General features: G+C 48.7%; 20 protein-coding genes. 4 read left to right on the top strand and 16 right to left on the bottom strand.

The features are described from left to right. Positions 1–10 precede the first annotated feature (10 nt). The 15 genes from MKX70_RS12405 to lonB all read right to left on the bottom strand — a co-directional run bounded on the left by MKX70_RS12405 (position 11) and on the right by lonB (position 17,800). Positions 11–1,312, bottom strand: coding sequence for a 3-hydroxyacyl-CoA dehydrogenase family protein (locus MKX70_RS12405; RefSeq protein WP_340840098.1), 1,302 nt, complete (start codon positions 1,310–1,312; stop codon positions 11–13). Between the two features lie 30 nt (positions 1,313–1,342). Beyond that, entirely contained in the window at positions 1,343–1,963 is a 621-nt protein-coding gene (locus tag MKX70_RS12400; protein WP_340840097.1) for a sugar transferase, read from the bottom strand. A gap of 41 nt (positions 1,964–2,004) precedes the next feature. After that, a complete protein-coding gene (locus tag MKX70_RS12395) occupies positions 2,005–3,003 on the bottom strand; it encodes a copper amine oxidase N-terminal domain-containing protein (protein WP_340783088.1) in 999 nt (332 codons plus the stop codon). Positions 3,004–3,005: 2 nt separating this feature from the next. Continuing rightward, the gene (locus MKX70_RS12390; protein WP_340783086.1) at positions 3,006–3,713 is read right to left on the bottom strand and encodes a hypothetical protein; all 708 of its coding nucleotides are present in this window, start codon (positions 3,711–3,713) and stop codon (positions 3,006–3,008) included. Positions 3,714–3,735: 22 nt separating this feature from the next. Continuing rightward, positions 3,736–5,568 carry a polysaccharide biosynthesis protein gene (locus MKX70_RS12385; RefSeq protein WP_340840096.1) on the bottom strand — a complete coding sequence of 611 codons (1,833 nt, stop codon included), beginning with the start codon at positions 5,566–5,568 and terminating at the stop codon, positions 3,736–3,738. Between the two features lie 42 nt (positions 5,569–5,610). Then, the gene (locus MKX70_RS12380; protein ID WP_340840095.1) at positions 5,611–6,297 is read right to left on the bottom strand and encodes a CpsD/CapB family tyrosine-protein kinase; all 687 of its coding nucleotides are present in this window, start codon (positions 6,295–6,297) and stop codon (positions 5,611–5,613) included. Next, positions 6,278–7,054, bottom strand: a complete 777-nt coding sequence (locus tag MKX70_RS12375; protein WP_340840094.1) for a YveK family protein — start codon at positions 7,052–7,054, stop codon at positions 6,278–6,280. Before MKX70_RS12375 ends, MKX70_RS12380 begins: the two co-directional genes overlap by 20 nt. Positions 7,055–7,154: 100 nt before the next feature. Beyond that, complete coding sequence (locus MKX70_RS12370; protein ID WP_340783079.1) at positions 7,155–9,155, bottom strand: S-layer homology domain-containing protein; 2,001 nt, start codon at positions 9,153–9,155, stop codon at positions 7,155–7,157. 86 nt (positions 9,156–9,241) lie between these two features. Beyond that, complete coding sequence (locus tag MKX70_RS12365; RefSeq protein ID WP_340840093.1) at positions 9,242–10,024, bottom strand: tyrosine-protein phosphatase; 783 nt, start codon at positions 10,022–10,024, stop codon at positions 9,242–9,244. A gap of 100 nt (positions 10,025–10,124) precedes the next feature. After that, on the bottom strand, positions 10,125–10,712 hold the full coding sequence (locus MKX70_RS12360) for a hypothetical protein (RefSeq protein ID WP_042238991.1): 588 nt from the start codon (positions 10,710–10,712) through the stop codon (positions 10,125–10,127). Between the two features lie 28 nt (positions 10,713–10,740). Continuing rightward, the gene (yihA, locus tag MKX70_RS12355) at positions 10,741–11,406 is read right to left on the bottom strand and encodes a ribosome biogenesis GTP-binding protein YihA/YsxC (RefSeq protein WP_039296666.1); all 666 of its coding nucleotides are present in this window, start codon (positions 11,404–11,406) and stop codon (positions 10,741–10,743) included. A 12-nt stretch (positions 11,407–11,418) separates the two neighbouring features. After that, positions 11,419–13,812, bottom strand: coding sequence for an endopeptidase La (gene lon, locus MKX70_RS12350; RefSeq protein ID WP_042238996.1), 2,394 nt, complete (start codon positions 13,810–13,812; stop codon positions 11,419–11,421). Between the two features lie 251 nt (positions 13,813–14,063). Further along, a complete protein-coding gene (locus MKX70_RS12345; protein WP_340783068.1) occupies positions 14,064–14,204 on the bottom strand; it encodes a hypothetical protein in 141 nt (46 codons plus the stop codon). 169 nt (positions 14,205–14,373) lie between these two features. Then, the gene (gene tnpB / locus MKX70_RS12340) at positions 14,374–15,495 is read right to left on the bottom strand and encodes an IS200/IS605 family element RNA-guided endonuclease TnpB (protein WP_340784307.1); all 1,122 of its coding nucleotides are present in this window, start codon (positions 15,493–15,495) and stop codon (positions 14,374–14,376) included. A 595-nt stretch (positions 15,496–16,090) separates the two neighbouring features. Further along, positions 16,091–17,800: an ATP-dependent protease LonB gene (gene lonB, locus MKX70_RS12335; protein WP_340783062.1), complete on the bottom strand. Its 1,710-nt coding sequence runs from the start codon at positions 17,798–17,800 to the stop codon at positions 16,091–16,093. A 174-nt stretch (positions 17,801–17,974) separates the two neighbouring features. On the opposite strand from lonB, the gene MKX70_RS12330 reads away from it, so the two are divergent. From MKX70_RS12330 to MKX70_RS12315, 4 genes are read left to right on the top strand one after another with little or no spacing between them, the layout of a single operon-like run. Continuing rightward, positions 17,975–19,438: a spore germination protein gene (locus tag MKX70_RS12330; RefSeq protein WP_340840092.1), complete on the top strand. Its 1,464-nt coding sequence runs from the start codon at positions 17,975–17,977 to the stop codon at positions 19,436–19,438. A 42-nt stretch (positions 19,439–19,480) separates the two neighbouring features. Beyond that, the gene (locus MKX70_RS12325) at positions 19,481–20,689 is read left to right on the top strand and encodes a Ger(x)C family spore germination protein (protein ID WP_340840091.1); all 1,209 of its coding nucleotides are present in this window, start codon (positions 19,481–19,483) and stop codon (positions 20,687–20,689) included. Beyond that, positions 20,686–20,895, top strand: a complete 210-nt coding sequence (locus MKX70_RS12320) for a hypothetical protein (RefSeq protein ID WP_042239004.1) — start codon at positions 20,686–20,688, stop codon at positions 20,893–20,895. Before MKX70_RS12325 ends, MKX70_RS12320 begins: the two co-directional genes overlap by 4 nt. Before the next feature lie 32 nt (positions 20,896–20,927). Beyond that, entirely contained in the window at positions 20,928–22,025 is a 1,098-nt protein-coding gene (locus tag MKX70_RS12315; protein WP_340840090.1) for a GerAB/ArcD/ProY family transporter, read from the top strand. Between the two features lie 107 nt (positions 22,026–22,132). Here the strand turns inward: MKX70_RS12315 and ispG are convergent, their stop codons facing one another. Further along, positions 22,133–23,278 (bottom strand): flavodoxin-dependent (E)-4-hydroxy-3-methylbut-2-enyl-diphosphate synthase, encoded by a 1,146-nt coding sequence (ispG, locus tag MKX70_RS12310; RefSeq protein ID WP_042243347.1) that lies wholly within the window; start codon positions 23,276–23,278, stop codon positions 22,133–22,135. Between the last annotated feature and the right edge of the window lie 82 nt (positions 23,279–23,360).

The following is a 23,360-nucleotide window of genomic DNA, read 5'->3' as shown; positions in this document are numbered from 1 at the left end:
CATGATATATCTAGAATTTGGCCCTCAAGTACCTTCTGTAATTTAGCTTTGAAGGATAAATTTCCGTTTCACTGAATGCTGATATGAACGGGAGTAGCCTATTATCCGTTTTCATAGATTCAATTATTGCTTCTTTACCACCAAACAACTCAAGTAGGCCAAGCGGTGGAACCCAGTTGAACCCATATGACATTACGGTATCCGCATCATGAATACTATCCGCAATTTCTTTTGTGACAAATACAGAATAGACAACATATTTTATCAAGAAGTAAGTAGATATTTTCGCTTCTTCGGAGTCATTATTAAGGAGTATTCTAATAGCTTCCTCGTATTTAGACTCTTTAATTGCAGCAACCATCTTCTCGACGAAATAGAATGAATATTTAATCTTAGCTCGATAAGTCTGAGATTTAATATCGTAAACGAATATATGCTTTTTACCAGTACTGTCTCTATCAAGTTTATATAATCCCTGTCCACATTTCCTTCCCAGCTTACCCTCGTTAATAAGACTATCTACAAATCGAGGCAAGATAAAGGAGTTACTATATAAATCTGAAATACTATGATAGAGATTATCTGTAATTGCTTTATAAACATCAAGACCTATAAAATCAACTGTTACTAATGGAGCCATTCCTCTGCCTGTGAAAGGGCCTAAAATAGCATCGATATAATCAATACCACCTCTATCTTCATAGAGTTCGGCAAATTGAAGTGCTTCATTCATGAATTGGAACCCTATACGATTCGCTAGAAAGGCTGGAGCATCCTTCAGTACAACTACTTTTCTGATTAGAACTTGCTCTAGATATAGTTTAAGTGATTCGATAGTATCCGCATCGGCAGACTCATTAGGTATTAATTCACATAATGGCAAACTATACGGAGGATTGAAAAAATGAGTCACAAAATACAAAGATTTAGCCTCTTCATCAAACACATTCTTTAATTTTTCTATCGAAAGCCCTGATGTACCTGTACTAACAATCGTTCCTGGCTTTCTATATCTTGCAATAACAGTATTAATTTCATCTTTAATCTCATAATCTTCAGCTACTGATTCAAATACCCAATCGGACTCATGGATACATGCCGCTAGGTCTTCATATGTACGGGCAACCAAATTACTCCTGATGGAATCTGCCCTAACAGATTTAACCGCTTTTTCAATTCCTTCCAGAGACTTATTAAGCGTTCTGCTTACCATATTTACTTTAACATTTCCAAAAGAAGCAAAAATACCAGCTACCGCTGCTCCCATAGCACCATTAGCCCCTATAACTGTCACTATATTAATGTTTAGCATAGAATCCTCCATACGAGAATATTCAAAGAATTATAAGTTGTGCTTTCTTAAAGAGGATAAAGAAGACATAGTAACGACTTCTGAACTATTAATGTTTGTCTTCCGAATAACATTTAATAATGTTTTGATAACTATTTTCAAGTCAAGAAATAAACTAATATGATCAACATACCAAAGATCTAATTTAAACTTTTCATCCCATGATATTGCATTCCGCCCATTTACTTGGGCCCATCCCGATATCCCTGGAGTTACATCATGTCTGCGTAGTTCTTCTTTAGAATAGTAATCTAAATATTCAACAAGGAGAGGTCTTGGTCCAATAAAACTCATATCACCCTTCATGACATTTATTAATTGGGGCAACTCGTCAATACTACTTTTTCTCAAAAAAGATCCTATCCGTGTCATTCTCTCTATGTCAGGTAATAAATCACCATGCAAATCTCTTTCTAATGACATCGTTCTAAACTTTAGCACCGTAAAAATATTGGCATGTTTTCCGGGACGCTTTTGACTAAAGAGAATAGGACCATTAGAACTGACTTTAATAGCTATTGCCGCTATTAGCATAATAGGAGAAGTAATGATGAGTAGTATGCAAGCAAACAAACAATCGAGTATTCTTTTTACAATTAAATACGGCTTCATTTTACCCTCAACCTCTTCTATGTAAGAATAAGAGGCGGAGATTAGTCCGCCATACCTGCAACTGCCTGTAAGCCATTCTGAAGCTCTGACTCAAAAACACTTCTATATTGAGCAATTATATCTGTACTGTATCCATTTGCTTTGAGTTGTACTTCGGCATCTGCAACGATACTATTAAAACTTGCTGTGAAGGATGCCAATTGCTGCTTCCCTTTTGCAATAATGTTCTGCTTACTAGCATCGTCCTGAGCAGCAAGATATTCCATAGCGGTACCAAATAACGTTGACTCACTTTGCGATTTCAGGGTATTAAGTCTGGCTTCTGTTGCACTGGTTATAGATTCATAAGAAACTTTCTCAGGTTTTTCTTTTGAAGTATCCGTCTGTGATGGCGTGGAAGTAGCTGAAGGTACTGTTTCTTTATTACCTTCTCCAATTTGTGCTTGATATGCCTTAGAGGTAGCCGTAATGACTTTTGCCTTCTGATCCCACTTAATCGAATTCCCTGCCGACTCTGAAAGGAATCGAAGTGGCACATATAGAGTTCCATTTATTATATAACTGGACTGGCTGTTAGGAATTGTTTTGGCAGCTCCATTAAAAACATAGCTAGCCTTCACCTCAGATAATGTAACACTCTTGGATGTATCCAAAGTTCTTTGGATATTCGCTGCATTCATTAAATACTCTTTAATTATGACTAACTCCGTACTGTTTGGTTCGTTTACTGAGACCTTAAGATTATTAGCATCCCATGTTACGCTCTTTTGAAGAGCGTAAGACATGAATCTTACGGGTACATAGGTTGTATTCTTATGGATAAATACTAATTGTCCTGACGGCGGAACCATACCTACACCATCAAATATCATCTTAACATCCATATTTCGAACTTTAATTAAGTCAGTTTTCACAGATGGAGTTGTTACTGCCGCTACTGATGCAGCTGAGGCAGATAAAGGCGCTGATGCTGTTAATGGAGCGGCCCCTATTAATAAAAGCAACAGCAAAACTGTTGCCGGGATTTTAATTTTGTTCATTGCTATTCACTTCCTTCTTCCACAGCTTTTTCTTCTGCTATAACCTGTTCTTGTGTCTTTCCTTCACTCACTCCGTACTTCTTTGCAATTGACGAAAGTTCATTATATTGATCCGCCGAGACATTATCAAGAATGATCTTGCGTGCTTCGCGTTTCTCTTCAATGGTTAATCCACCAGAGGCCAATTCCTGTAATCGTTTGATATCCGATACACTTAATTGACCCATTACAATCGAAGCAACATCCGCTTTTTCTTTCACAGTAACATTTTCTTGAATCTGCTTAGCTTTATCAGTTGAGACCTGCGCAGAGTATCCTCCGGTTTCTGTCACTTTCTCAGAAGATGGAGTACTAGCAGGTTGAGTAGTTGAAGCGGGAGTAGCCGTTTTCACACTCCCCCCTGAAGTATTAGGAGAACTTATAGGCATATTCTCCTCATTTGTAACCGATGATGCTGAGGGTACAATCTTTTCAATATCATTCTTCCCAATAGTAGCTGTATTTGCCGGTTCAGTAGTAGGTTCCACAATAGGTTCAATAACTACACTCTCGCTATCGGAAGTGTTATCCTGTTCTAAATCCAATCCACCAGCCATTGAGGTCATTAATTTATCAACCGCATAGTTTGCAGCGAACAATCCACCAATCACTATTACTAAAACTACGGACAGAGACCACACTAGCACTTTCTTCCATCTCTTGTTGAACATCGTTATCCTCCGTTAATGTTAGTTAACTAATGGCGGCTTGGGCAACAGGCTGCATCGGAACAATCTGATTAATTACCTCGCGAATTGCACTTGGCTCTTCAGTCAGAACTCGTTCCAATCGTTTGAATTCTAGTTCCAATTGATTCTGACTTATAACGTTAGGTCTGCCAATGAATATACGATCATGCTGAGTGGAGCCAAGATTCTCTTCGTCCGTAAGTAGCTCCTCGTACAGTTTCTCACCTTCACGAATACCTGAGAAGGTAATATCAATATCTGTATAAGGCTCATAACCGGATAAAGTAATCAAGTCCTCTGCTAAATTCAATATTTTTACCGGTTCACCCATATCCAGTACAAACACTTCGCCACCCTTGGCAAAAGAACCCGATTGAATTACCAGCTGAACTGCTTCCGGTATTGTCATGAAATAGCGGACCATCTCGGGATGTGTAACGGTGACTGGACCTCCAGCTGCGATCTGCTTCTTAAAAGCCGGAATTACACTACCGCGACTACCAAGTACGTTACCGAATCGAACGGCCGAGAACTTCGTATGGCTTGATGCATTTAAACTCTGTACATACATTTCTGCTATCCGTTTTGTTGCTCCCATAACACTGGTTGGGTTAACCGCTTTATCCGAAGATATCATTACAAAGCGTTCTGTTCCATATTTGTCAGCACAATCCGCCACATTCCGGGTACCGAACACATTATTTTTTATTGCTTCCGATGGATTACGCTCCATTAAGGGAACGTGCTTATGCGCTGCCGCATGAAAGACGACATGCGGTTTGTAACTCTGGAATACGTCCATCAATCTTATACGATCCTGAACATCAGCAATAATCGTAACAATGTTCAGATAAGGGAAGTTCTTACGCAATTCCATCTCTATGGTATAAATGCTATTCTCTCCATGTCCGAGGATTAACAGCTTATCAGGGGCAAATGGAGAAATCTGACGGCATAGCTCTGACCCGATTGAACCACCAGCTCCTGTAACGAGTACTGTCTTATTATGAACATAACCCAGAATACTGTTCATATCAGCTACTATCGGCTCACGGCCTAGTAAATCTTCCACACTAACATCGCGGAGCTTCTTAACAGAAATCTTGCCAGCGATCAGATCATTCAAGGCAGGGATAATCTTCAGCTTAGCACCGGTTGTCTTAGCTAAGTTGATTATCTCCGATATTTCAGTTCTGGAGACTGAAGGCATCGCAATAATAATCTCATGAATATCCTTCTCTTTCACCAGACGAGGCAGATCATATCTGTTCCCTAGAACAGGCAGGCCCAGGATAGACATATGATGTTTATTCGGGCTGTCATCAATGAAGCCTACTAACTTCGTATGCGCAAACGAAGGTCCCATCATTTCCTTGGCGATTAGCATTCCACAATCCCCTGCCCCAACAATTACGGCGTGGGTCTCAGTATGCTTATCATTCATTCGTTCCTTACGAAGAAATCTCCAGAGAAAACGAATACCGCCAACAAGAACCAGTGTTGTCTCCATAACCCGGACTTCGACTCCAAAAGGTACCCGTGCCGGTAGAATTATCAAAGATATACCATAAGCAATGATAGCCCCAAAGACAATAGCTTTAAGAATAGATACTATTTCTCCGATACTGGCATATTGCCACATCCGGCGATACAGCCCAAAATAAATTAAAGTCCCTCCGATAGCAACCGTAGAAATCGATCCAAACTGCAGCATTTGGACAACATACTCATGAGGAATGCCATCGAAGAAACGAAACATGTAGGAAGTAACTACACTGAACCAAATTATCGCAATATCAATCATAAATAACATTAAGACTCTAGTTTTCGCTGTCATTTTTAGTGCCTCCAAAAATAACAATTTTCTTCAATAGGAAACTTAATTGCCATAATAGTAATAGTAGTAGCCTTCACTAGCCTTACGCTTAACATTGTTCAGTACTACGCCTAGCATTCTTGCTCCAACCCGGTCCAGACCTGCCTTCGCCTTAACGGCAATATCCCGCTTCACCTTGCCGTAACTCACAACCATAATCACACCATCGCTCTTGGAGGCCACAATCTGCGCATCTGTAACTGCCAATAGTGGCGGTGTGTCAATTAGAATAACATCGAACAGCTGGCGCAGCTCCTGCAGAACCGCACTCATGCGGTTGGAAGCCATCATCTCTGCCGGATTTGGAGGAATCGGCCCAGATGTCATCAGCGAAAGGTTATTTATACCGGATTCTTGAATGACTTCAGACAAATCCGCCTGCTGGGATAATAGTGAAGACAATCCGTAACGGTTACTGAGCGAAAAAGTCTTATGTGCTGTTGGCTTACGCAAGTCACCGTCAATGAGCAGCACCTTCTTATCCGCTTGAGCATAGGCAGCGGCAAGGTTAGCTGTCACTGTAGACTTTCCTTCCTCAGGCCCGGAGGAAGTGACCATAATGATCTGTATCCGTTCATCTACCGAAGAGAAATCAATATTCGTACGCAGTGCCCGGAAAGCTTCAGATACAGGTGAGCGCGGGTTGGTCACGGTAATCAGATGGCGTTGTTTATTTGGCTGCTGTGACATGTTCGAGTTCCCCCGCCTTTCTGGTCTGCGTCTGTACTTGCTGTTCCGTAGTCTTCGTTTCTTCTTGTCCAAGCCGCGTAATCATTGCGATCGTTGGAAGTCCAAGGTATTTCTTAATGTCATCTTCTGTCTTCAGCGTATCATCTAAGTATTCCAGCAAGAAGGCAATTCCCAGACCGATCATCAAGGATACAATGAAGGCAATCGCGAGGTTCATCACCACATTCGGTTCTACCGGTCCTGGAGCAACCGAGGGATTAAGCTTAGCTTCATTGAGGATGGACACATTCTGCACATTGAACAGGGAAGGAATCTCCTGCTTGAACACAAGTGATATGGCATTCACGATTTCTGCGGCTCTCTGGTATGAATTATCTCGAACGACAAGTGTCATCACCTGCGTATTATTTACGGAACTCACATTAACTTTCTTCAGCATCTCCTCTGCAGTAATAGCGAATTGCGGATAGTCCTTGGCCACAACATCGAGGATTGCCGGTGTCTTAATAATTTCCTTGTACGTATTAATCAGCTGAATATTCGTATTAATCTGGTTCAGATCCAGCTGCCCTACTGTAGATTGAGTAGGTGTCTGATTAACGATAATCTTCGTTGAAGCCTCATACACCGGATTCTTGATGTATAAGCTGTAGACCCCGGCAAGTACACATGCCACGATAACAATACTAACAATCATCCACAGTCTCTTCCTGACAATCTGGAAATAATCGCGCAGATCCAATTCTTGTGCTGACAAGTGAATTTCCCTCCAAGCTGTTTCTGTAATATTTCGTTCCACTTAAAAAAGCGCCCCCTCTCTAATAGACGAGAGGAGGCTCTCCACACTTACTATTTACTTACTTGAAGTTGATTGTACGGTAGATAATAACTGCTGCTTCTGCACGTGTAGCAGTGTTGTTAGGATTGAACTTACCGGCGTTACCGATAACTAGGTTGTTGCTGGCAGCGAAGGCAACTCCATCTCTCAGCGATGCACTGATCTTAGCAGCATCAGAGAATTTGCTAAGTGCACTTGCGCTTGTAGTTGCAGCAGGGTTAACCGACTTAATCGCACGGGAGATCATAGTCGCCATTTCTGCACGGGTAATCGTTGCATTAGGATCGAACTTAGCCGCGCTGCGTCCGGTAATGATCCCCTTCTCAGCAGCTACAGCTACGTATGGAGCATACCAGGAAGTGGAGCTCACATCGCCGAAGCTCTGCTTAGCGGAGTTGTTCTCCAGGTTCAGTGCACGAATCAGCATCTTGGCGAATTCAGCACGGGTCACATTGCTCTTCGGAGCAAAGTTGCCGTTACCCACACCTTCGATTGCGCCCTTGGCAGCTACAACGGCAATTTGTCGTCCAGCCCAAGCCTGTACACTTGCAATGTCTTTGAAGCTTACTTTGTTCTCAACTACTGCGTAGGAAGAGAAAGTGTCGCGTGGTTCTACGATATAGTCACCGTCTACAACACCGCCCTGGAACTGCAGCGCGCCGTATACAACCTTAGCCACGGAGAGCAATTCTTTGTCAAGGCCAGTTGCATTCTTCAGTGGCAGCTTAATAGTGATTGGCTGCTGGAAGGTTGTTGTTGCAACGCCGCCTACCGTCAGATCAAATTCATATACGCTGGATGCCAGCTTCAGGCTGGAAATCGAAGTCACTGTAGAATCAGCAATTGTGGATGCTGTAAGTGTAATAGCTTCACTGAATTGACCTACTGGAATCGTTACGGTCAAGCCGTTGAAAGTAATTGCGATATTAGCAATACCTTTAGCCTTGGCAGCTTCGATGATTGCTTTGGACAATGGAACTTCCACTGTTGCAGCATTCACTGTACCCAGGTTCAGGGTGAGTGTAAGACCTGTCTTACCGGCATTAGCAGCAACTAAGGCATCAAATGCCTTCAATACATCTGCATCAGCCAGCTTCAAAGTAGCTTTATCTCCAACAATAGTGACCAGCTTGGATACATCATACAGGCCTGGTGTCGCTGTAGGGTTGGTAACCGGAGTTGTTACTACAGTTCCACCGCCACCACTCCCGCCGCTTCCACCATCACTGCCACTGAAGCCGTAAGCTTTGATATAAGCAGTAGCAAGGGCTTTCACTGCAGGCTTCGCTGTTGGGAGTGTAGCATTCAGGTTCTTCAGACTGAGCTTCACATCAGCAGGAGTAATATTAAGATTGTATACTACTTGGCTAACTGTAAGGGCTCCTGCACCTGTTCTGTGGTTAAGCACAGTTGTAATAGCATCGTCCAGCAAAGCGTCCTGGCTTGTAGAATTAGCGATAATCTCCAGCAATTGGGCACTTGTCTTGCTGCTGACCAGTTTGCGGAGTTCTGCTTCCACACCATTGTCACCCAGCAGGAATTCAATCAGATCGTCAAATGTAAGCTCAGCCACGCCAGCTTTGGCTGCGATTCTGTTGAGCAGGTCCACATTGTCTACATCATAGCGGATAGCCTTGATCTCAGCAAAATCGTTAGCATATACATCATAAACTACACTGGATACGCTCTTGAATGCTTTATGGGCAGTTGCAACATCAGCTTCATTCAAAGCAAGCTTGTCCAGTACTGGCTTAAAGATATCTCCGAAAGTCGAAAGACTAATATTTCCTGCTTCTAATTCATAAGCCAGAAGCTTTTGCTTGTCTGCTGGAGTGAGTTGAGCATAAATCTTCTCCACTTTTGTCTTCGCGTCTGCGTGGGTAACCGCTGCCGCAGAAGCCGTTCCTACGATCCCCAGATGCTGGGCCAGGCCTTTACTGCTGAACGGGAATCCGGCAACGGATGCCGCCGCCATGCTTACTGCTAATGTAGATACTGCTAATTTTTTCTTCAAAGTCACTTGTCATCCACCTCTTTGTATGTAGTTTTATAAAATTTATAGCTTTAATCCAGTAATACCCATTCTACCATTAAAAACTAGGAAGGTCATCCCTTACGAGAAAAAAATCCGAACAATCTATGAAGTTTGCTGTTGGATTGAACAGGATTAACTCGAATGATCTCCTCATTAGCAACAATTCTACGCGCATTTTGTAGAAAAAAGTCGAATGTCTCATTTCCCAAATGTTTCTTCACGACTTCGTAAGCCTCGCTTAAACCAAACGGACGATTACTAGAATCATGCGCATCTGATGCAATCACATGTATAGTCCCCCGCCGGCACAAGTCTAGCGACAGCTTCTGCAGCTTACTCCCGAAGGTCCCGGCAAGACTCTGCGCCGTCAGCTGTCCCAGTGCTCCCAGTTCGGTTAACCGCTCCAGCTTGGACGGATTCTCGGCAACCTCGGCATTACGCTCCGGATGGGCAATCACCGGTACATAACCTTGGATAATCAGCTCATGGCAGGTCTCTTCCATATTACGCGGCACCCGCGAAGAGGGCATCTCCAGCAGAATGTATCTGGAACCGGCAAGCGTCAGCAGTTGTCCCTTCTCGAGATCATCCAGCAGATCCCCGTAGATACGAATCTCCTGTCCGGGCAGTACCTGAAGCGGATTGCCAGCCTCCTGGAGCTTCATGTTCAGCAGCCGCACGGCTGCTTCAATATCCGGAGCCGGATTCATATAGACTCCGTTCGCATGATGCGGCGTAGCAACTACAGTTGTAATACCATTGTTATGGGCGTCTTGCGCCATGGCGAGAGCGGCGTCAACATCAGCGGCTCCGTCATCTATGAAGGGTAGAATGTGGCTATGGATATCTATCATATGTAGTTTATCGGTCCTTTCGTAAAGGATATGTATAGTTTTCGCAAAAAAATACAACCATTTCACTAGGAAATGATTGCTAATTTAATACTAGTTATCACTAAGCTTCTAACTGAAACAGCCGATAAGTTGCCCTCTTAAGCTGTTCATCTACTTCACGGATGTCCGCTACCTGCTGATAAGTATTGCGGAGATCCAGCAACCTATTAATCTTCCGGCGCTCCTGCTCTATCTCCTGCTCTACCGTCTGCAGCTTGTAAATAGACATCATCTCTACCAATGAATATTTATGCTGATAGATCAGCTTGGTGCCGCCGGGTCTCACTTCCGAGATCCGGCGCACCGAGCCACCCTCATAGTAATACATCATTGTTAATTCCTTATAAATCCGGTTCACGGTTCCCGTGCCCTTATACATGAAGAAGAGCTTGCGGACCGCATTGATCAGATGAGGATTCACTACCCTGCAGGACAAGGAACCAATATAGATGCCGCCTTTGCGTTCAAAAGACAGATGTACCTCCTCGCCCCCGGCCTCTTCCAGTACAATCTCCTGTTCACCTGCGCCAAGGATCTTCACGCGGTGACTGATATAGCTGGTATCGGCAGTAAGCAGAAACTGGTTCAGCTGAAATTCGGTCATTTGCATTGTTGCATTCACATATTCCATAGCCAGACGCTGAGCCATAACCATCCCTCAATTCTATGACAAACCCTTAAGTCTCAGAAGAGTCTTCGTGCTGTGGTTCATCCCCGGAATCCTGATCGTCCGGTTCTGCAGGAGGTTCTTCTTCGGTAGGAAGAGTATGTCTATCGATAAGTTCCCATAGTTCGTCTTTGCCAAGTCCAATCTCTGAAGAATAGGCAATGAAGTTATCACCCGGCAGCACACCAAGCTCCTGCTTCATCACTTTGATATGCTTCGGCCAGCGGGTCTTCGGAATCTTATCCGCCTTGGTTGCCACTACACAGAGCGGCAGATCATAATGCTTCAGCCAGTCGAACATCATCTTGTCATTACCGGTTGGCGGATGACGAAGGTCTACAACGAGCAGGACCATCTTCAGCGTTTCGCGCTCGGACATATATTTCTCAACCATTTTGCCCCAGGAGGCGCGCTGTGTCTTGGAGACCTTGGCGTAGCCGTAACCCGGAAAGTCGACGAAATACATACTTTCATTAATACGATAATAGTTCATATGCTGCGTCTTACCCGGTGTAGAACTGGTGCGGGCGAGATTCTTGCGGTTAATCATACGGTTAATCAGAGAGGACTTCCCTACATTGGAGCGCCCTGCCAGAGCAATCTCTGGCAAGGCATCCTCAGGGTACTGATCAGGGCCCACGGCACTGATCACAAATTCGGCATTGTTAACTTTCATAGGACTTCCTTTCTAATGCACACTACTAGGCGCTTCAATACTTATTTCTGTATCCTTATCTGTGTCTCTGCCGCTGACGGCGCCGTGATCCACAAGTGCATGCTTCAGCACCTGATCCATATGGGATACCGGCACAAACTCCACATCGTTCAGGACACTCTCGGGAATATCCTTAAGGTCACGCTCGTTGTCCTTAGGGATGAGGATCTTCTTATAGCCTGCACGGTGGGCAGCCAGCGACTTCTCCTTGAGGCCCCCGATCGGCAGCACACGCCCGCGCAGCGTAATCTCGCCGGTCATCGCCACAGTTTTCGAGACATAACGTTTCGTCAGGGCGGAGATCAGGGCTGTTGCAATCGTAATCCCTGCGGACGGACCGTCTTTGGGGATCGCACCTTCGGGAATATGGATATGAATATCGTTCTTCTCATGGAAATCCGGTGCCAGTCCCAGCTCCTCCGCCTTAGAGCGGGTATAGCTGAAGGCGGCCTGCGCCGACTCCTTCATGACATCGCCCAGCTGTCCGGTCAGCGTCAGCTTGCCCGTACCTTGCACAACCGTTACTTCGATCAGCAGCGTATCGCCGCCAACCTCGGTCCAGGCCAGCCCGGTCACGGTACCAATCTGATCCTCCAGCTCCGCCATTCCATAGCGATACTTGGAGGCGCCCAGATAATCCTTGATCTCTTCCGGAAGAATGCTTACGCGTTCCTTCTCTTCCGAGACAATCTGCTTAGCGGCTTTGCGGCATAGGGCAGCAATCTGCTGTTCCAGGTTCCGCACCCCAGATTCCCGGGTGTACTCGCGCACAATCTTCAGCAGCGTATCGTCCTCAATGGACAGCTGTTCCTCTTCCAGCCCATGATTCTTGCGCTGCTTCGGCAGCAGATAGCGGCTGGCAATCTGCAGCTTCTCCAGCTCCGTATAGCCCGGAATGAACAGCATCTCCATCCGGTCCAGCAATGGACGCGGAATATTATGCACGGCATTCGCTGTCGTTACGAACATGACATTCGAGAGATCGAACGGCAGCTCTACGAAGTGATCGCTGAACGTATTGTTCTGTTCAGGGTCAAGCACCTCCAGCAGAGCCGCCGACGGATCGCCGCGGAAGTCCGCTGCCATCTTGTCGATCTCATCCAGCAGGAAGACCGGGTTGATGCTGCCCGCAGTCTTCATCCCCTGGATAATGCGCCCCGGCATCGCCCCGACATAGGTACGGCGGTGACCCCGGATCTCCGCTTCATCCCGAACGCCGCCCAGCGAGATACGGACGAACTTACGGTTCAGCGAGCGGGCGATGGAGCGGGCGAGCGATGTTTTACCAACGCCCGGAGGACCTACCAGACACAGAATCGGCCCCTTCAGACTCTTGACCAGCTTCTGTACAGCCAGGTATTCCAGTACGCGTTCCTTCGGCTTCTCCAGACCGTAGTGGTCTGCATCCAGCACCTGCTCCGCCTTCTTGATATCCAGATCGTCTTCGGTCGATTCGCTCCACGGCAGACCCAGCAGCCAATCCACATAGTTGCGGATGACGCTGCCTTCAGCCGAGCTTGCCGGCATCTTCTCCAGGCGGTCGATTTCTTTCTCGATCTTCTCCTGCACACGCTCCGGCAGCTTCTTCTCTTCCATCTGGGCGCGCAGCTCATCTGCTTCGCCTGCCCGGCCTTCCTTCTCGCCAAGCTCCTTCTGGATCGCTTTCATCTGTTCGCGGAGGTAATACTCCTTCTGGGTCTTCTCCATCTGCTTCTTCACGCGCTGGCTGATCTTGCGTTCCAGCTCCAGTACTTCACGCTCATTATTGAGGATATCGAGCAGCTTCTCCAGACGTTTGCTGACGTCAATGGTCTCCAGAATCTCCTGCTTCTCCTTAATCTTAAGCGCCAAATGACTGGTGATCACATCGGCCAGCCGGCCCGGCTCCTCAATATCGGAGACAGCGGCCAGCGTCTCGGGGGTCACCTTTTTGGACAAGGTGATATAATGCTCGAACTGGCTCAGCACGGAACGCATCAGAGCATCGCTCTCTTGATCGACATCCTCCTGCTCCGGCAGCTCACGCGCCATCACCTCGTAGTACTCCTCGTTGTCTGTATAATGAATAATCTCTGCCCGCTCCACGCCTTCGACCAGCACACGGATCGTGCCGTTGGGAAGCTTCAGCATCTGCCGTACATTCGCAACTGTACCCACCCGGTAAATATCTTCCCGACCCGGCTCCTCTATATTCACTTCCGACTGGGAGCAGAGAAGAATCAGGTTATCTTCAACCATAGCTTTTTCCAGTGCCCGGACGGACTTCTCGCGGCCTACATCTAAATGCAGAACCATGCTGGGATATACAAGAAGACCTCGGAGCGGTAATAAAGGAAAACGACGACCTTTGGATTTGCTTTGTATCATCGCTTTCGCACCTCCCATGGTTCATAAGTAGTGTCATATGCATTCATTCTAACAAAAGCGGCATGAAAACACCAACAAGCCTTGTGCCGCGGCAAATGCTGTGGCGCAGTCGTCTTTTAGTATTCGCTAAACTTAAGTGTACTATGCCGTTGCCCTTACTTAAAGGGTGCCTGGTTAATTAAAAGAAAAGAAAAGAACGCCCGGCATGGACGTTCCCCGAATGTATTGTTATTTTGCACGATTAGCCCTAATTACGCATTTACACTTTGTGCCTTACGGTCCTGCCTTGCATGCAATGTCTTCAATGTCTTCATTGCCAATCTTGCGATCGGCTGCGCAATCAGCTGTTCAATCCAGAAGGCTATCCAATAACCGACAGTGAAACCGATCATACGGTAGCATTCATTGAATTCTCCCCCACTTAGCTAACGCTTGAAGTGGCGGATTCTTGCGAACAGAAGAGTACCCTCTTCTTATGGAGCAAGCGATCCCTGCGTTCCCGCAGTTTTACATTTTTGACGCTAGTGAAATCTTGAATTCTATCGTTTGGTTAGGTGGGGGTTAAACCGCTACTTGTTCAATATTGTGAGCGGCGTTTTCGTCACGGTCATGGATCGTCCCGCAGGCCGTACACGTCCATTCCCGAATGGACAGGTTCTTCACCTCGGGGTGGATTGTGCCGCACACATGGCAACGCTGACTGGTCGGCTCAAACGTGTCGGCGATCCGAAGATTTCGTCCATACCATTTCGCTTTATACGTCAGCTGTCGCACCCACTCGCCCCAAGACGCATCAGCAATGGATTTTGAAAGCTTGGGGTTCTGAATCATATTCGCCACACGCAGATGTTCGATACTAATCGTTTGGTTTTCACGAATCAGTCTCGTGGTCAGCTTGTGGAGGAAGTCATTTCGTTTATTGGCAATGCGTTCGTGAATACGAGCGATATGCTGCCTTGCTTTCTTCCAGTTGGAGCCGCCCGGAGTACGCCGAGCCATCCGCCGCTGCCAAAGCGCCAGCTTGTTCTCGTATTGACGGTAAAAGCGAGGATTGGCGATATGTTCGCCGTTTGAGCATACTGCATATTCTTTCAAGCCTAAGTCGATGCCAATAGGTGTATCCACTTGGGGCAGAGGGTTCTTTTGAACTTCGCAAACGAGCGAGACGAAAAATTTCCCGCTGGCGTTTTTACGAACGGTAGCGGACAATATCCGGCCTTCCAGCTTCCGGGAGTTTGCAAAACGTATCCAGCCGAGTTTGGGGAGCTTCAAGCGACTGCCCTCCATGGCGATATTCCCGTTGGTGAATTTGGTCGTGTAACTTTGAATCGGATGCTTTCGGCTCTTGAAGCGTGGCGCTTGATTTTGCTTCTTGAAAAAACGATCAAAGCTATCCGCCACATGACGGGCAGCCGACTGCAAAGCGATGCTATCGACTTCTTTCAGCCAGTCGTATTGTGCTTTTAAACCGGGGAGTTGTGTTGCACAAGCGTGATAAGACAAGCCTTTTCCCGTTTCCGCATAGCTTTGATTCCAAGCTCCCAAGAAGTAATTGAACACAAAACGGCAGCAGCCAAACATTCGACGAATGAGTTGCTGTTGCTCTGTATTGGGGTAGATCCGATATTTATAGGCTTGATGAACCAGGTGTTTCGAAGAAACCTCCTGCGCAGACACGAGCATGTGCAACACCTCCTTTTAGTGATCTCATCCATATTATAGCACATACGTTCGTCTTGAAATCGAAAACTACTGATTCATCCCCACCCTATCGAGGGTGGAGTATTCTCAGCTTTTTTAGATAAAATATTCAGGAGAACCCTGGCATTAAATCCGTCGGCCACATGAATGGAAGGATCTTTGCTTGGACGGTGAATCAAGTACTTTACGGGGGGGCCCCCAAGAGCTACATTCTGCGGACAAAAGGGGAGATGCCGCAGGGATACCAGCTGATGCCACAAGCAAGTGGATAAAGGTATCTTAATTTGTTGATTTCGGCGGATCGGGAGCAAGCAAGTGGAAAAACAACATTTAATTCGGATGATTTCTGCTACTTGGGTGAAATGCGATGATTTAAGTGCTGTTTATCCAACTGCTGTTCTCGCCGGGTTCATTCGTTCCTTAGCAAGTGTAGAAAATCCATCTATTTCCGTAATACATAACGAACAAGCTGAAACAGCTCCGCCATTCTCCAAAGGACGGCACCGTTCCAGCAAGTTTCGCAAAAAAAGGTCCCCCAGTATATGATCTGAGGGACCTCCTTCATAATAGAATGCTGCTATCCCGGCATACTCTCCCCCGAAGCATCCGCCTTCAGCAGCGAAGGCGCCGAAGAGAAGGTCTCGCCCGACACGGCAGGCATTCGCACGTCTGCCGTCTCCGCACCGAACAGGTGGCGGAAGACTTCTTCGACGGTGTCCATCGGGATGACCCGCAGGGGGCCGAGGTCGGCGAACAGCGACTGCCAGTTCTCCTTAGGAATCAGCACGGTGGTTGCCCCGGCCTGGAACGCGGCCTCGACCTTGGCGACCACGCCGCCAACCGGCTTCACACGGCCATGGATGCCGATCTCCCCGGTAATCGCTACCGTGTTATCCACCGGCAGCTGCCGGATGGCGGAGACGATAGCGACCGCCATGGCCACTCCGGCGGACGGGCCGTCAATCGGCGTGCCGCCGGGGAAGTTAATGTGCAGGTCGTAGTGGTCCGGCTCCAGCTTCATCGTACGCAGTACGGTCAGCACATTCTCGATGGAGCCTCTGGCCATACTCTTGCGCCGGGTTGTCCGTGAGCCGCCGCGCAGCTCCTCTTCATCAACCACACCGGTTATATTCAGTCTGCCTTGTCCATGGGCAGCAGGGGCAGCGGAGACCTCGATCTCCAGCAGCGTACCCATGCCCGGCCCGTAGACGGCAAGGCCGTTAACCAGCCCGATCTGCGGAGACGTTGGAATCTTCCGCTCCGTCCGCAGCGGCAGCTGGCTGCTGCTGGCTACCCATTCGACCTCTGCTGCGCTGAGGGTATCCCGCCCTTCCGTCAAGGCCAGTCCGGCGGCCAGCTGGATCATATTCACGGCCTCACGGCCGTTCGTGGCGTATTGCTGCACTACTTCTACAGCTTCGGGACTCGGCTTCAGCCCGATCTTCTGGACGGCATCCCTTCCGATCACCGCTATCTCCTCCGGCAGCAGGGGCCGGAAATAGATCTCCATACAGCGCGAACGCAGCGCAGGCGAGATTTCGTCCGGCGAACGTGTCGTTGCGCCCACCAGCCGGAAATCGGCGGGCAGGCCATTCTGGAAGATATCATGGATATACGCAGGCGTGTTGCTGTCCTCTGAATTATAGTAGGCACTCTCCAGCAGCACCTTGCGGTCCTCCAGCACCTTCAGCAGCTTGTTCATCTGAATCGGATGCAGCTCTCCGATCTCATCCAGGAACAGAATCCCGCCATGCGCCTTGGTTACCGCTCCGGGCTTAGGCTGCGGAACTCCGGCCACCCCCATGGCCCCCGCACCCTGATAGATTGGATCATGCACCGAGCCGATGAGCGGATCGGCAATTCCGCGCTCATCGAAGCGTGCGGTAGTGGCATCGATCTCGGTGAATTTGGCCTCACGCTTGAACGGGGACAGCGCGTTCTTCTTCGCTTCCTCCATAACCACACGCGCAGCGGCTGTCTTGCCCACACCGGGCGGGCCGTAGATAATGACATGCTGCGGATTGGCACTGCAGAGCGCGGCCTTGAGCGCGCGCAGCCCGTCCTTCTGTCCGACGATATCATCGATGGAGGCCGGACGTGTTTTTTCTGAGAGCGGCTTGGTCAGTGAGATCATCCGCATCTTGCGCAGCTTATCCAGCTCCTTGCGTGATTCCCGGTCTACCGCCGTCTTGTTGGTCTTCTGTCCCCGCAGCAGATTCCAAAAATAAACGCCGATGACCAGCGCGAAAAAGAGCTGCACGATCATCAGCAATATACTTAGTTGCATAGCACACCCTCCTATTTCCTTCCGTCTGCCTGTCCAGTATTTAACTACTACTAGGTAGTATAGCCGTTTCAATCATTCGTAAACGCCTGTGCCAAAAAAACAGAAGAGGTCCGCAGATTGCATACGATTTCCATTAAGGGAAACACTATACCGGATGAAAGGAGGCTGGCCCATATGACACAGCTGGAGCATGCAGGAGCACCACAGGAGAAGCTGCCGGAATCGTTGTCTCTCTTCCAGGAAGGGTTACAAGTCCGCCTGGGCAAAAGTACAGATATCATCTACCGGTTCATCACGCTCGGACCTTTGTCTGCTGTGCTTGTATATATTGAAGGAATGGCTGATCCGCAGAATCTCATCCAAGGGATTCACGAGGATGCCAGCCTGTTCCATGAATTGAAGGAGTTTACGCCGTTGACATGCCTCAAGCTGCTACAGGAACGGACGCTTACCTTGAGCAAGGTTGGAGAGATCAGCAACTATACAGAGGTTGAAACGGAAATTCTGGCGGGCAACACGATTCTCTTCATTGAAGGCAGCGTTACGGCGCTGTCTGCCGGTACAGAGGCCCTCAAGCAGCGTGCGGTGGAGGATGCGGTCTCCCAGTCGGTAGTCCGCGGGCCCCGAGAAGGATTCACCGAATCCTTACGGGACAATACCGCTCTGGTCCGCAGGCGCATTCAGAACCCGAAGCTGCGGATCGAATCACGTAAGCTGGGGAAGCAGACTCAGACGAATGTCGCAGTAATGTACATTGAAGGCAATGCTGACCCCGTAGTGCTGCAGGAGCTGCGCAAACGGCTGGATGATGCCAAGCTGGATAGCGTACTGGAGAGCAATTACATCGAGGAGATAATTCAAGACAAGCGGTATAGTCCTTTCCCTACCGTCTATAATACAGAGCGTCCGGATGTCACCGCATCGGCACTGCTGGAAGGGCGGATCGCCATTCTGGTGGAAGGGACCCCGTTCGTGCTCGTGGTTCCCGCGCTGCTGGTGCAATTCTTCCAGTCCAGCGAAGATTATTATCAGCGGAGCGACTTCGCCAGTCTGGTGCGGCTGCTCCGGTTCTGTTGTTTCGCTATTGCTCTGCTGACCCCTTCCTTCTACATCGCCATCACTACTTTTCATCAGGAGATGATCCCTACTACACTTCTGATCAGTCTGATCGGCCAGCGTGAGGGGATTCCTTTTCCGGCATTCCTTGAAGCGTTCATTATGGAGATTACCTTCGAGATTCTGCGCGAGGCCGGCATCCGGCTGCCCAAATCCATCGGCCAGTCCGTATCCATCGTCGGAACCCTGGTTATCGGTCAAGCTGCGGTTGATGCCGGACTGGTCTCGGCTGCCATGGTTATTGTAGTGTCCATAACAGCGATTGCCAATTTCGCACTGCCTGCCTTCAATGTCGGAATCTCTGTACGGATGCTGCGGTTTGTGCTGATGGCAATCGCCGCTTCCTTCGGCTTATACGGGATGATTATTGCGTTGATTATCCTGGGGCTGCATTTATGCAGCCTGGAATCTATGGGCGTTCCTTACATGACCTCGTTTGCGCCTTTCCGCTGGCAGAGCCAGAAGGATACCTTCATCCGCTTCTCGCGGCGCAGCATGAAGAAGTATTTCGGACGAAACTAGGATTTGCCGCCCGTGAATCTATAACGAAAGGAATGCTGCCTGATGCGGGGAAGACGCGCCTTAACCCTCCTCCTAATTCTATGTCTTACCTCTCTTACCGGATGCTGGAGCCGCAAAGAGTTAAATGATCTGGCGCTCGTCATGGCGCTCGGCGTTGATCTGCACCCGGAAGGGTATGAGGTATCTGTCCAGATTATGAATCCCAGCGAGACTGGCACCCAGAAGGGTGCCTCCTCCGGAAGTCTTCCCGTCGTCACCTACAAATCGGTGGGCCGAACGATCCCCGACGCGCTGCAGCGGATGCTGAGCATGACTCCCCGTATGCCGTATCTGGCCCATATTCGCATACTTGTGTTCGGGGAAGCGCTGGCCCGTGAAGGGGTCAGCGATGCACTGGACTTCATCTCACGGGATCATCAGCTGCGCAACGATTTCTATCTGCTGGTAGCCAAGAATATGAAAGCTTCGGATATCCTGGAGATCATCACACCCTTCGAGCATATTCCGGCGAATTCCTTGTATTCTTCAATTCTGGTCTCCCATAAGAACTGGGCAGCTACCGGAAAAGTCACACTCCAGCAATTCATTACCGAGCTTGAGCGCGGCGGATCGAATCCCATAATGTCAGGGGTCCAGCTGCTAGGAGATGTGAAGGATGGGGGTACGCCAGGGAATGTGCAGGGCATCCGTCCGAAGACCTTGATTCAGCATGCCGGGATCGCCATGTTCAAAAAGGACAAGCTTGTCGGGTGGCTGGATGAAACGCTTAGCAAGAGTGTAAATTATGTGCTGGCTGACGTGAATACAACCGCCGGAAGTGTAACCATCCCCGGCGGAGGTACCGTAGGCTTCACCGTGTCACGGGCAGATAGCTCAGTGGACATCAGGCTTGATGATCAGGGCAGACCTGAATTCCTCATTAAGCTCAAAATCGAAGCCGATCTGACAACGGTGGAGGGTACGCTTGATCTCAATAAGCCGTCCAGTATCCAGGCCATCGAGGAGGCTCTGGTGAACAAATATAACATAAAGATGTCCAGTGATATCCGGACAATCCAGCAGCAATATAATACGGATATCTTCGGCTTCGGGGAAGCGCTGCACCGGCAGTATCCCCATCTCTGGAAGGAATACCGCAGGCATTGGGAGGACAGCTTCAAAACCGTCAAAATCGATGTTCACTCCAAGGTTACAGTCCAGCGTATCGGCTCTATCATACAGCCACTCAAAGGGGAGCTTGATGAGAAATGAACTGGAATCTGCTGTTACTCTTCTTCCTGCTGTTTGTACTATTCCTGAAGACACCCGGCATTCTTAAGCTGCACTCTGTGCGCGATGCCGCTGCATTCTATGGAACCTGGACGCTATCCGTCATGGTTACTCTCGCGGATTGGGCAGATTGGCCTCAGCTTAGGCCGCTAGACTGGGTGCGCAGCGTTATGGAGCTGATGTCCTGAACATTTTACCCGGGAAAGGAAGTGAGACAAAGGTGAAGAGCCGCACTGGCATTGCTCCAAGGCAGTTCTATATTATGACATTTGGTTTAACCATCGGAACCTCGATTCTGGTCATCCCGAGCGGACTTGCGAGTACAGCCAGGGAGGATGCCTGGATTGCCTCGTTATTCAGCCTGTCGGTCAATCTGGTTATGGCGTTGCTGTATATCTTCATCGCCCGGCTTCATCCCGGCAAGAATATCTTCGAGATTCATGAAGCTGCCTGCGGCAAATGGCCGGGTAAAATAATCTCGCTGCTGTATCTGTTCTACTTCATGATTCTCACTGGTACTTTGCTGGGTGACCTTGGTTTCTTCATGTCCAGTGAGATCATGCCGGAAACGCCGATTGAGGCGATCCAGATTATATTCCTGATTGCCGCCGTCATGAGTGCCAGTATGGGAATTATCGCACTCGCGAGAGTGGGGGAGCTGATGTTTCCCTGGGTGCTGTTCCTGTTTCTGCTTCTGGTTCTGACGCTGAGCCCGCAAATTGAATGGAATCATATCAAGCCTATACTGGAGGACGGCTTCGGTCCTGTCCTTCGAGCCGGCCTTCATTCCGCCATGTACCAGGAGCTCATTGTACTCATGACCTTCCTGCCCTTGGTGGGCAAGCGAAAAGGCGGGGAAAAAGCATTACTGTGGGGAGCGGTCACAGGCGGTATCGTGCTTTCTCTTATCGTGCTGCTCAGCATCCTTGTCCTGGGCATTGAACAGACGGAGAACAATACCTTCCCGGCATACGCACTGGCCAAAACGATTAATATCGGGAACACTCTGCAGCGCGTCGAGGGAATACTGATCACCCTCTGGATATTAACCTTTTTCATCAAAATCTCACTGCTCTACCTTTCCATCCTGAGAGGTATCCAAATCGTCTTCAAGCTCAAAGCACCGAATTACCTGATCTATCCGCTGGCCGTATTGTTCATTCTCATCGCCTGGAATACATATATCAACACCGTCTATGTCAACGAGATTATTGCCAAGGTATGGGGGAAATTCTCCTTTATCTTCCAGGTATTGATTCCGTTCCTGATCTTTTCGATAACCCTGCTGAAAAGGGCTCTCCGCCAGGGACGCACTTAAAAAGCGCCCCGCTGCAGAATGTCTGATTGAACAGACCGCTGCAGCGGGGCGCTTCATGTATATAAACATTGTTGCTAATTGAATAGGATACGATAGAATCAGTTCAGTTACTTGCTACCCTCAGGATTACCAACAACTACCGCAGGAGCCAGTCCCGCATGCTTGCGGCCGGGAATCTCGCCCGTTTCTTCAAAATGGGCTACAATGATGTCAATTTCCTTCTTCAGCTCGGAGACCAGCTCCGCCTCAGGAACCTTACGGATCATCTTACCGTAACGGAACAGCAGACCTTCCCCGCGTGCGCCGGCGATGCCGATATCGGCTTCCCTGGCTTCACCCGGTCCGTTCACTGCGCAGCCCAGTACAGATACCTTAATCGGCACCTTCAGCTTGGAGATGTACTCTTCTACTTCATTGGCAATAGAGAAGAGATCAATGTCCAGGCGTCCGCAGGTCGGGCAGGAGATCAGCGTAGGGGCGTTCGAGATCAGACCGAAGGTCTTGAGCAGCTCACGTGCCACCTTCACCTCTTCTACCGGATCAGCACTCAGGGAGATACGTACCGTGCTGCCAATCCCCATAGAGAGCAGCGCGCCGATCCCGGCCGAGCTCTTCACTGTTCCGGCGAACAGCGTGCCGGATTCGGTGATGCCCAGATGCAGCGGGTAAGGAATAACCTCCGCCGCCTTACGGTAAGCCTCAATAGCCATCGGCACATCCGAAGCCTTCAGCGACACGATGATATCGTGGAAGTCCAGCTCCTCCAGAATGCCGATATGGTACAGGGCACTCTCGACCATAGCTTCCGGTGTAGGATAGCCGTATTTCTCCAGCAAATGCGTCTCCAGGGAACCGGCGTTGACTCCGATACGGATTGGAATCCCTTTGTCCTTGCAGGCCTTAACTACTGCTTCCACCTTATCGCGGCGTCCAATATTGCCGGGATTGATCCGCACCTTGTCGATGCCGTTCTCAATCGCCAGCAGGGCCAGCTTATAGTTGAAATGAATATCCGCTACCAGCGGGATATGAATCCGCGCCTTGATCTCCTTAATTGCCGCCGCCGCTTCTTCATTATTGACCGTCACGCGCACGAGCTGGCATCCCGCTTCCTCCAGCCGCAGAATTTCGGCTACGGTCGCTTCCACATCGGCGGTTTTGGTCGTGCACATGCTTTGGATAGCAACCTCGTTGTTTCCCCCAATAATAACCCCGCCGACATTGACGGGACGGGTCTGGTGTCTCAAGAACATGGTTTTCTCCCCCATAACGATCAAAGCTCCACCCTCTCCGCTCCCGCAGGTACTGCGGGGTGTGCGGGAGAAAGTGGAGACC

The sequence above is a fragment of the Paenibacillus sp. FSL R7-0312 genome (assembly GCF_038004445.1).
Taxonomy (GTDB): Bacteria; Bacillota; Bacilli; order Paenibacillales; family Paenibacillaceae; genus Paenibacillus_AQ.
This window is presented reverse-complemented; position numbering and strand designations above follow the sequence as displayed.

Bases quoted from the DNA above. Each gene is read 5' to 3' on its own strand.
- yihA (WP_039296666.1), bottom strand. From the start codon at position 11,406: ATGAAAGTTAACAATGCCGAATTTGTGATCAGTGCCGTGGGCCCTGAT.
- MKX70_RS12345 (WP_340783068.1), bottom strand. From the start codon at position 14,204: ATGATCGGTTTCACTGTCGGTTATTGGATAGCCTTCTGGATTGAACAG.
- ispG (WP_042243347.1), bottom strand. From the start codon at position 23,278: ATGTTCTTGAGACACCAGACCCGTCCCGTCAATGTCGGCGGGGTTATT.
- MKX70_RS12320 (WP_042239004.1), top strand. From the start codon at position 20,686: ATGAACTGGAATCTGCTGTTACTCTTCTTCCTGCTGTTTGTACTATTC.
- MKX70_RS12395 (WP_340783088.1), bottom strand. From the start codon at position 3,003: ATGAACAAAATTAAAATCCCGGCAACAGTTTTGCTGTTGCTTTTATTA.
- MKX70_RS12330 (WP_340840092.1), top strand. From the start codon at position 17,975: ATGACACAGCTGGAGCATGCAGGAGCACCACAGGAGAAGCTGCCGGAA.
- MKX70_RS12365 (WP_340840093.1), bottom strand. From the start codon at position 10,024: ATGATAGATATCCATAGCCACATTCTACCCTTCATAGATGACGGAGCC.
- MKX70_RS12390 (WP_340783086.1), bottom strand. From the start codon at position 3,713: ATGTTCAACAAGAGATGGAAGAAAGTGCTAGTGTGGTCTCTGTCCGTA.
- MKX70_RS12405 (WP_340840098.1), bottom strand. From the start codon at position 1,312: ATGCTAAACATTAATATAGTGACAGTTATAGGGGCTAATGGTGCTATG.
- MKX70_RS12325 (WP_340840091.1), top strand. From the start codon at position 19,481: ATGCGGGGAAGACGCGCCTTAACCCTCCTCCTAATTCTATGTCTTACC.
- tnpB (WP_340784307.1), bottom strand. From the start codon at position 15,495: ATGCTCGTGTCTGCGCAGGAGGTTTCTTCGAAACACCTGGTTCATCAA.
- lon (WP_042238996.1), bottom strand. From the start codon at position 13,812: ATGATACAAAGCAAATCCAAAGGTCGTCGTTTTCCTTTATTACCGCTC.
- MKX70_RS12360 (WP_042238991.1), bottom strand. From the start codon at position 10,712: ATGGCTCAGCGTCTGGCTATGGAATATGTGAATGCAACAATGCAAATG.
- MKX70_RS12400 (WP_340840097.1), bottom strand. From the start codon at position 1,963: ATGAAGCCGTATTTAATTGTAAAAAGAATACTCGATTGTTTGTTTGCT.
- MKX70_RS12385 (WP_340840096.1), bottom strand. From the start codon at position 5,568: ATGACAGCGAAAACTAGAGTCTTAATGTTATTTATGATTGATATTGCG.
- lonB (WP_340783062.1), bottom strand. From the start codon at position 17,800: ATGCAACTAAGTATATTGCTGATGATCGTGCAGCTCTTTTTCGCGCTG.
- MKX70_RS12380 (WP_340840095.1), bottom strand. From the start codon at position 6,297: ATGTCACAGCAGCCAAATAAACAACGCCATCTGATTACCGTGACCAAC.